This window comes from Haloarcula mannanilytica, from assembly GCF_005406125.1.
Taxonomy (GTDB): domain Archaea; phylum Halobacteriota; class Halobacteria; order Halobacteriales; family Haloarculaceae; genus Haloarcula; species Haloarcula mannanilytica.
Genome location: NZ_BIXZ01000024.1, coordinates 1 through 6,541, shown reverse-complemented (window position 1 = coordinate 6,541; position 6,541 = coordinate 1). Strand labels below are relative to the sequence as shown.

8 protein-coding genes and 2 pseudogenes are annotated in these 6,541 nt (G+C 54.1%); 7 read left to right on the top strand and 3 right to left on the bottom strand.

All coding sequences use genetic code 11. The features are described from left to right. The 6 genes and pseudogenes from Harman_RS22115 to Harman_RS21075 form a co-directional block, all read left to right on the top strand. Positions 1-111, top strand: a pseudogene (locus tag Harman_RS22115) (zinc ribbon domain-containing protein); the annotation flags it as partial. Between the two features lie 317 nt (positions 112-428). Beyond that, entirely contained in the window at positions 429-719 is a 291-nt protein-coding gene (locus Harman_RS21095; protein ID WP_137685628.1) for a hypothetical protein, read from the top strand. Continuing rightward, on the top strand, positions 716-973 hold the full coding sequence (locus Harman_RS21090) for a hypothetical protein (RefSeq protein WP_137685627.1): 258 nt from the start codon (positions 716-718) through the stop codon (positions 971-973). The genes Harman_RS21095 and Harman_RS21090 overlap by 4 nt, the downstream gene beginning before the upstream one ends. A 57-nt stretch (positions 974-1,030) precedes the next feature. Further along, positions 1,031-1,396, top strand: a complete 366-nt coding sequence (locus tag Harman_RS21085) for a hypothetical protein (protein WP_137685626.1) — start codon at positions 1,031-1,033, stop codon at positions 1,394-1,396. A 232-nt stretch (positions 1,397-1,628) separates the two neighbouring features. Further along, on the top strand, positions 1,629-1,832 hold the full coding sequence (locus tag Harman_RS21080; RefSeq protein ID WP_137685625.1) for a hypothetical protein: 204 nt from the start codon (positions 1,629-1,631) through the stop codon (positions 1,830-1,832). Then, positions 1,825-2,040 (top strand): hypothetical protein, encoded by a 216-nt coding sequence (locus Harman_RS21075; protein WP_137685624.1) that lies wholly within the window; start codon positions 1,825-1,827, stop codon positions 2,038-2,040. The genes Harman_RS21080 and Harman_RS21075 overlap by 8 nt, the downstream gene beginning before the upstream one ends. A 131-nt stretch (positions 2,041-2,171) precedes the next feature. Here the strand turns inward: Harman_RS21075 and Harman_RS21070 are convergent, their stop codons facing one another. The 3 genes from Harman_RS21070 to Harman_RS21055 form a co-directional block, all read right to left on the bottom strand. Next, entirely contained in the window at positions 2,172-2,573 is a 402-nt protein-coding gene (locus Harman_RS21070) for a type II toxin-antitoxin system VapC family toxin (protein WP_137685623.1), read from the bottom strand. Then, complete coding sequence (locus Harman_RS21065; RefSeq protein ID WP_137685622.1) at positions 2,574-2,789, bottom strand: DUF7557 family protein; 216 nt, start codon at positions 2,787-2,789, stop codon at positions 2,574-2,576. Between the two features lie 572 nt (positions 2,790-3,361). Further along, positions 3,362-3,754 carry a DoxX family protein gene (locus Harman_RS21055; RefSeq protein WP_137685621.1) on the bottom strand — a complete coding sequence of 131 codons (393 nt, stop codon included), beginning with the start codon at positions 3,752-3,754 and terminating at the stop codon, positions 3,362-3,364. Between the two features lie 2,499 nt (positions 3,755-6,253). Between Harman_RS21055 and Harman_RS21880 the strand changes: the two are divergent. Continuing rightward, a pseudogene (locus tag Harman_RS21880) lies at positions 6,254-6,541 on the top strand (ABC transporter substrate-binding protein); the annotation flags it as partial.

Genomic DNA, 6,541 nt, shown 5'->3' with positions numbered 1-6,541 from the left:
GCCCTGAAGTCTGGGACTGTGACACCGAGTGGTGGATTCACCGCCCACCCGGAAGGGTCCGAGGTCGAGTCCACGGACAAGCCCCACCCTCAAAGCGCCGAAGGCGCTTAGGGTGGGGTAGTTGACCCCATCTTTGTATTCAGTCACAGAGCATAATATCAGATATTGAGACGTATAACCTCCAACTAATCGTTTAATTCGCTGAAATATTATATAAACAACGATTGATAGATTCATATCTCAGGATCCATTCTCAAATATATCTATAATAAGTACAAATATGGTAGGAACAATACTCGATCAGAGTTACGGTTCCTTAATATTGCAACTCCAGTAAGGAATTTCCACGGTCCCTCAAACCTCGATGGTATCGGCTTGAAATGCGAATATTTTGTGTTCCTCTGGCGGGTGAGAGGATGTCTCGAAATATGTCCCGTCGTGGTCCAGAAGACCTGTCTCAGTCAATCACTCCGAAGCCCGTCGAGTCTATCACGACAATTGTTCGAGCGCGGTCTGAAAGTACCGACGTTGAGGCCGCTGTCCTCCGTGCTGTCGCTCAGCGCTCGGACAGCATTGCCCTACCGGACGTGCTCGAACTCCGTTCACTTCTGGACGCCGACGACGAGCAGGCAGACACTCCAAAAGCACGAGTCGCGATCATCATCAACGCTATCGACGCCGAACTGGCTGGCTGGGACCGACGGGAGGCCCTTGTATGACGCCAGTGGAAACAACGACGTTATGCGATTTCGGCGCTGGTGGTCGCCGGTCGGATGCCCTGATAAACACGAAGGCCGCAGCACAGGAGGCCGTCGCCGGCATCAACTGCATGCACTCAATCGAGACGATCCAGCAGTATCTCGCCCACGAGAACCAGCACGCGAACCGGACACCAGTCCAGTCTCACCTTCGAGAGCGGACACGCGAGATCCGCCGCGACGAATCGGATACCGAGGAGCGAGCCGTCGCGTAATTTCTGTGCCCCAACGGAGTGAGGGGCGTCCCACTGCGGGCGCTCCGCATACCAATGATGACTGAGAGCAAGACAGACAAGACACCTGCACAGCAGTGCGACGACCTCGATATCGACCCCGACGCGGTAGATATCGGTGCTGGACTGAAAACAGCCGAAGACGCGCCCGAAGTTGTCGTCGGTGGTGTCGACGCCGAAAATAAGCGCGTGAAGGTGTACTCTTCGTCTGGCGAGCTACGGATCAACCGCTGGGTCAGCATGGACCTGTTCAGCGTCCACTCTCCAAACGAGGACATTCAGACCGACGCCGACCGCGAAGAGTGGCTGAACGAGACGCGGCCGAAGAAGGCCACGCATATCGATGGGAACGTGTACCCACTCAGGTATGCCATCGACGAGAGTGGGAACGTAATCGCAAAATAGTCGAGGAGCCATACCACTCCCTCTTTCGCTTTATCGCACGCTCACGGTTCCCGGGCGCAAGCGCTCGGGGGACACGCTCCACCTTGGACCGGCAGGCCAGTCCGGCGGTCCCGCTTCTGGAGGCAGGTAGGCTCATCGCGATGAATCGGGTGGCTGTGAACGAGCCGCCGTGTTATTTCTGTGCCCCAGTGAGGTGAGAGGCATCCCACTGAGGGCGTGCCGCATACCGATCATGAGTAAGAACAAGACAGACCAAACAGCTGCACAGCAGTACGAGAACTACCCCGATCCTGACGCTATCGTTCACTTTGGCGATGTCTCTGAGGAATTGGTCGAGTTGGTCGAGGAAACACTGGAGACGTTCGAGTTCCTGTCGACCTCTCGCGACGACCTACCCGAAACGACACTACTCGTTGAGGCGGTCGAAAATGAGTGACGACCACTTGTTCATCGTGGTTGAGGGTGTCGGGCCAGCAGACTTTCCTGAGAACGAGGCGAGTTCCAACAAGCAAGACGAGGCCGTTGCTCTCGCAAACGATATCCACGATCTGATTCGTGAGGAGTACGGCAAGGAAGAGATCGAGAGCGTCATCCCAGTGGTCAATCCCGACACCCACGAGCAGATGCAGGCAACGGAACTCTAACTGGGCGGCGAGAAGGTAGTTTCTTTAGCCGTGGTGCTGGCTGCAACGCCTGCTCAGTCAGTGTGTCCACTGACCAGTTGTTTCAGCCAGTTGGATGAATTAAGAAGCCGTGTTCACAACAACTGATAGGGTCAGGGGGCATGTACAATATCCACGTCAGCAAGCTCAAGAAGAGGTTCCTTGTCGAAATCGTTCTTGTTGTGGGTGACAAATTTGCCACCGGCTTCGTGAGCTGTCGCCAGATTCAGCAGGTCGATGGCGTCGAGAGCTACCCCTTGCGAACGAAGCTTTTTGTCGAGATAAGCGGCTTCGAGTGCGGTGTCAGTCGTGAATGGTAGAATCCGGTCGAAACTGGTCCGGAGGTGCTGCTGCTCTTGGAGCATATCGCTTCGGTTGCTGTACCGCTGAAACGACTCCCAAGCGACGTGAGACGGGATTGTCCACTCATCGGTTTTGTACTGTTGAAGATGCTGAACAACCGGCTTTTCGGAGTTTCGTAGCTTTACCAGAATGTCTCTGTCGAGAACAATCATCTACCGCCGTTCCTCCAGCGACTCGTTCAGCCGTTCGCGGGCTTCGTCCATCTGCTGAATGTCCTCGTCGTCAACAGGTGGTAGCGATTCAGCGATGGCTTCGACATCTTTCTCGCTCCGACTAAGCCGGTCCAGCAGGTCGTTGAAACTCTCGTCGTCTCGTTTCAGATCACGCAGCCGTTCCTTCACGTCGTCAGAGACTCGTATTGTGCTCATGTGTATACGTTGTATACGAAGGTTAGTATCTTTTTCGGCAAATCAGCAAGTCAGTCTGCTGTATGGTGCGATGTCGCTGGCATCGTACCGGGATGCACTACATCAGTACTCTCATCGCCACCCTCAAGAAAATCAACTGTGAGCGGTTTCAGCGGCCATTGTTACGTAGACGTACGGTAGGCTTCTATATGTGGATGGCGGTTACAATGAATATTTTCTTTGTTTCTATATGTCATTTTGGATCTGGTTTCGACAGTCTTGACCGGGAAACCCGCGATACAGATCTTCCAGTATTCATTCCCGGTGAAAACTACTCGTCTGACACTGACAGCTAACAACAGGTGGTCGAAAGGGGTGGTTGTACTGTTGCAGACCATGTCTGTGCGGAAACTTAGAGAGAAGTTCAGTACCTCACGTCCCGCGAGCGGAGAGCACTTCGTTACGAATGGGGAACACAGTGACCCGTGAGCATGCGGAGGGCGGCCTATGCGAGCAGGGCAGGACGGGTACTGCTCAGCAAACCCATCGAACAATGACAGAATCAAGTCAGTCAAGCGTAGCAGCCTCCGGGCTCAGTCAGTATACCAGTACGCCCAGAGTATCAACACGCCTTGCAGGGGCAACCGGGCCCAGCGGGTCAACACAGAGGGGTCGCCGCCACCGGGCGCCCCCTCGACGGTGACCATGGAAACAGCCATATAGATGTTCGCGGGAAAGATCGCGACAAGCAACGCGATCGTTGCCCATGCGGCATATGTACGTGTTCGTGGCCCCAAGAGGCCAAGTCCGACAGCGATCTCGGCGATACCAGAGAGATACACCAGCGCAAGCGGTGCCGGCAAGACCGGCGGCACGATCTGGACGTACAGGTTTGGCACGACGAAATGCAAGGTTCCCGCAACGACATACAAGATTGCCATCAGGTAGCACAACGGCCGTTTCAACTGCATCAAGCCAACACGCATCTGTCACCAGATACGGCGACCAGCGGAAAGCAAGTTGGGGTGTGAATCCCGCTTCGGGAGACAGGCGAGTCACATATCCGGCTGACACAGGCAACGATCAGCGAGACGGTGGACCTCAATGTAAAGACGATCCGTCGGTGGTACCAGCAGATTGGAGAGATCATTGTTGAGTGAGCGGCCGCGACCGACTGTTTTGTATGCCCCAGTCGGGTGCAGGACGGGCCAGAAAGCGCGTCTTGAGAGTGACAGATGTCAGTTACCAGTACTCCTAAGACAGTAGCACAGCACGACGCTGAGAGCGTTTTTGAGTCACCGCCAGCGTTGCGGTCGTCAGCAAAAGTCGCATCGGTTGTCGAGCGAGTCCTCGTCGAACTTCGGCACGAAGCGGTGGCCGCTCGGTATGTGACTGGTCTAGAGCAGGCCGAAGCGAAGACGATCTGGTGTCGAGTTGAGCACACGGGGCTGGACGTTGACGCCGCGTATATTCAGATTCGAGATGATCCTCGGTTGGGCGTTGGTATCGAACCGTGCTCGCAGGCGACAGTTCGAGAACGTCTGTGCCAGTGTCTCGATCATGACCGGGCCGGACGTGTCGAGGTCCGACCGCTGGCTGGTGTGACGATAAGCGAAGACTGATTTATATTCTATTCTACCGCTGTTCTCGAATTGGCAGGCTAAGCTCGCCCAAGGCAGCGTGTTGCCTGAGAACACAGAGATGTGGGCAGACAGTTGTCGCCTGGAAAACCTCGCAGCTGCACCAGCCGGCGTGGGTGCCGTTGGGATGCTCGGCGAGCGAGCAGTTCGCAGGCCAGTTGTCGTCGATGGAGATAACAAACAGGTCCGGACGGTCGCCCTTCGTTACGTCGACACTGGCATTGAGGGCAGCGTTCCACGTTGCTGACCGTTTGTCTCGGATCTGCCGGAAGTCAAGTGCGCGGGTCCCGCTGGGCTGGTGGGATATCCTCTGATCTGGCGGCGAGCATTCGCTAATCGTAGTGGGGGACTCGGCTGTTTTCATGGTGAGTTCCCGTACTTACTAGTACTATCCCAAACAGCAAAAAAGCTGGATTAGAGGCAGCGATGAGCAAATTTTGTGATTCTCAATCGGGTGAGAGAATCCAATAATGGGTAGTAAATACCGACACAGAAATCGCGGATCAACGAAGCGCAAGTGGCGCTGGAAAGACAGAACAGAGAATCGAGCGCTTCCCCAATCGTGGGCTGACAACGGGTGTACAGAGTCGCCCGAAGATGGCGAACTTGAATTGTACGCAATCCAATGGCGGGCTGGTCTCTTGTTGGAGTGGGTGGTCAATATTCGGACTGGCAAACTCGTCAAGGGCCACTCCGCGAACGACCGGGGATTCGTGCCCTGTACGTCACCGCTGACGGTGAACGAGGGATGGTTCAAGAGTGGCAAGCCCGCGAAACAGATGGTCGCTTAAAGCCTTCAACGGAATTTGCTAGTATCGTCGCGAAGGTACCCGAAAAGACCGACGCCGTTCAGGACTCCGATCAAGACTACTACTGCCGCTCTGTTGAGGCCCTGTACGACTTGGAGGGGGTGGAATAGAGGTTCTTTATTGCTGAAAGCGATTGAAACACCCGACCGATCCGCATGCGAATGTATCATTGTACCTCGGCCGATTCGTTGGTTCCAGGGTTTGTTTACTGATGAGCGGTATACATTAGTGAGACAAGCTTCATATCTGTACATATGCTTCCACCACCTCGTATGCGTGATTTAATCGTTGTGGGCGCAATTCTCGCCTACGTAGGCGCCACTGGAAACCTCATTATTGGACTTGTAACGGCGGCACTTCTCCGGATGCTGGAGTCGCGGCAGAAACGACGACAGCCAAACTGAGACCGAGTACACCAAACTGGACGCTCAAGACTCACTCTGTACTGACCATAGCTCCTCACCATACAGAGGGTTCTCATTAGCGGGTGTGGAATAAAACAGCCGCTCAGTAGGTGTGCCTAGTCATCGTTGTGCTGGTGAAAATAGTCAATTGCTTCGATTACGAATTTCAGAGATTAACCCGATAGTCCCGCAAAGGACGAATAGCCCCGCGAGAAGAAACCAGTCTCCGTCAAGAAACTGTAGTATACCAACTGCGACTAAGCCGCCATACAGGAGCGGCTGGTAGAGAGGATGGCTTCCGACATCAGTTACTGTCGTGGCAAGCAACATCGGAACAACGATGAACCACAGGATAATTGCATACAAAGTGGGTGGCCCATAATACACGAACTCAAAGTAGGTGCCTGCTCCAATAATTGCCACCATAACTAGTAGGGCACCCGGACGGATTCGGTCTTGGAGATTGTGGAGGGCAGTCATTCAGACGTAAATTGAGTTTTCAGCACAATATAGATACTGTTGACCGATAGGGACTTCACCTGTATTGATCATAACCCGCATAACATGTATCACATACAGAGGACTACAACAAAACCGAAGCAACTATATACTTTTAGGCTAGCCTAAATCATGTGTCAGATAACAGTAACAGTCAGGAAGAGTCAACGCGACGAGACTATCTGAAGTACGGGGGAACCGTCGCCATTAGTGGTCTATTAGCAGGGTGTACCGGGGGTAGCAGCGGCGACACTTCAAACACTTCGGAGCCGACATCTAAGGAGACGACTACCCTCGATGACTCGTCGTACACGGTGACAATGGAGCCGATGGGTACTGTTGAGTTCGAGGAACAGCCGGAGACTTGGCTAGCGTTTCTCAGTACGTACGGTGATATGGGTATTGCACTAGGGAAGGCCGAC

Excerpts from the sequence above, each read along its gene's own strand:
- Harman_RS21095 (WP_137685628.1), top strand. The coding sequence starts at position 429 with ATGTCCCGTCGTGGTCCAGAAGACCTGTCTCAGTCAATCACTCCGAAG.
- Harman_RS21090 (WP_137685627.1), top strand. The coding sequence starts at position 716 with ATGACGCCAGTGGAAACAACGACGTTATGCGATTTCGGCGCTGGTGGT.
- Harman_RS21085 (WP_137685626.1), top strand. The coding sequence starts at position 1,031 with ATGACTGAGAGCAAGACAGACAAGACACCTGCACAGCAGTGCGACGAC.
- Harman_RS21080 (WP_137685625.1), top strand. The coding sequence starts at position 1,629 with ATGAGTAAGAACAAGACAGACCAAACAGCTGCACAGCAGTACGAGAAC.
- Harman_RS21075 (WP_137685624.1), top strand. The coding sequence starts at position 1,825 with ATGAGTGACGACCACTTGTTCATCGTGGTTGAGGGTGTCGGGCCAGCA.
- Harman_RS21070 (WP_137685623.1), bottom strand. The coding sequence starts at position 2,573 with ATGATTGTTCTCGACAGAGACATTCTGGTAAAGCTACGAAACTCCGAA.
- Harman_RS21065 (WP_137685622.1), bottom strand. The coding sequence starts at position 2,789 with ATGAGCACAATACGAGTCTCTGACGACGTGAAGGAACGGCTGCGTGAT.
- Harman_RS21055 (WP_137685621.1), bottom strand. The coding sequence starts at position 3,754 with ATGCGTGTTGGCTTGATGCAGTTGAAACGGCCGTTGTGCTACCTGATG.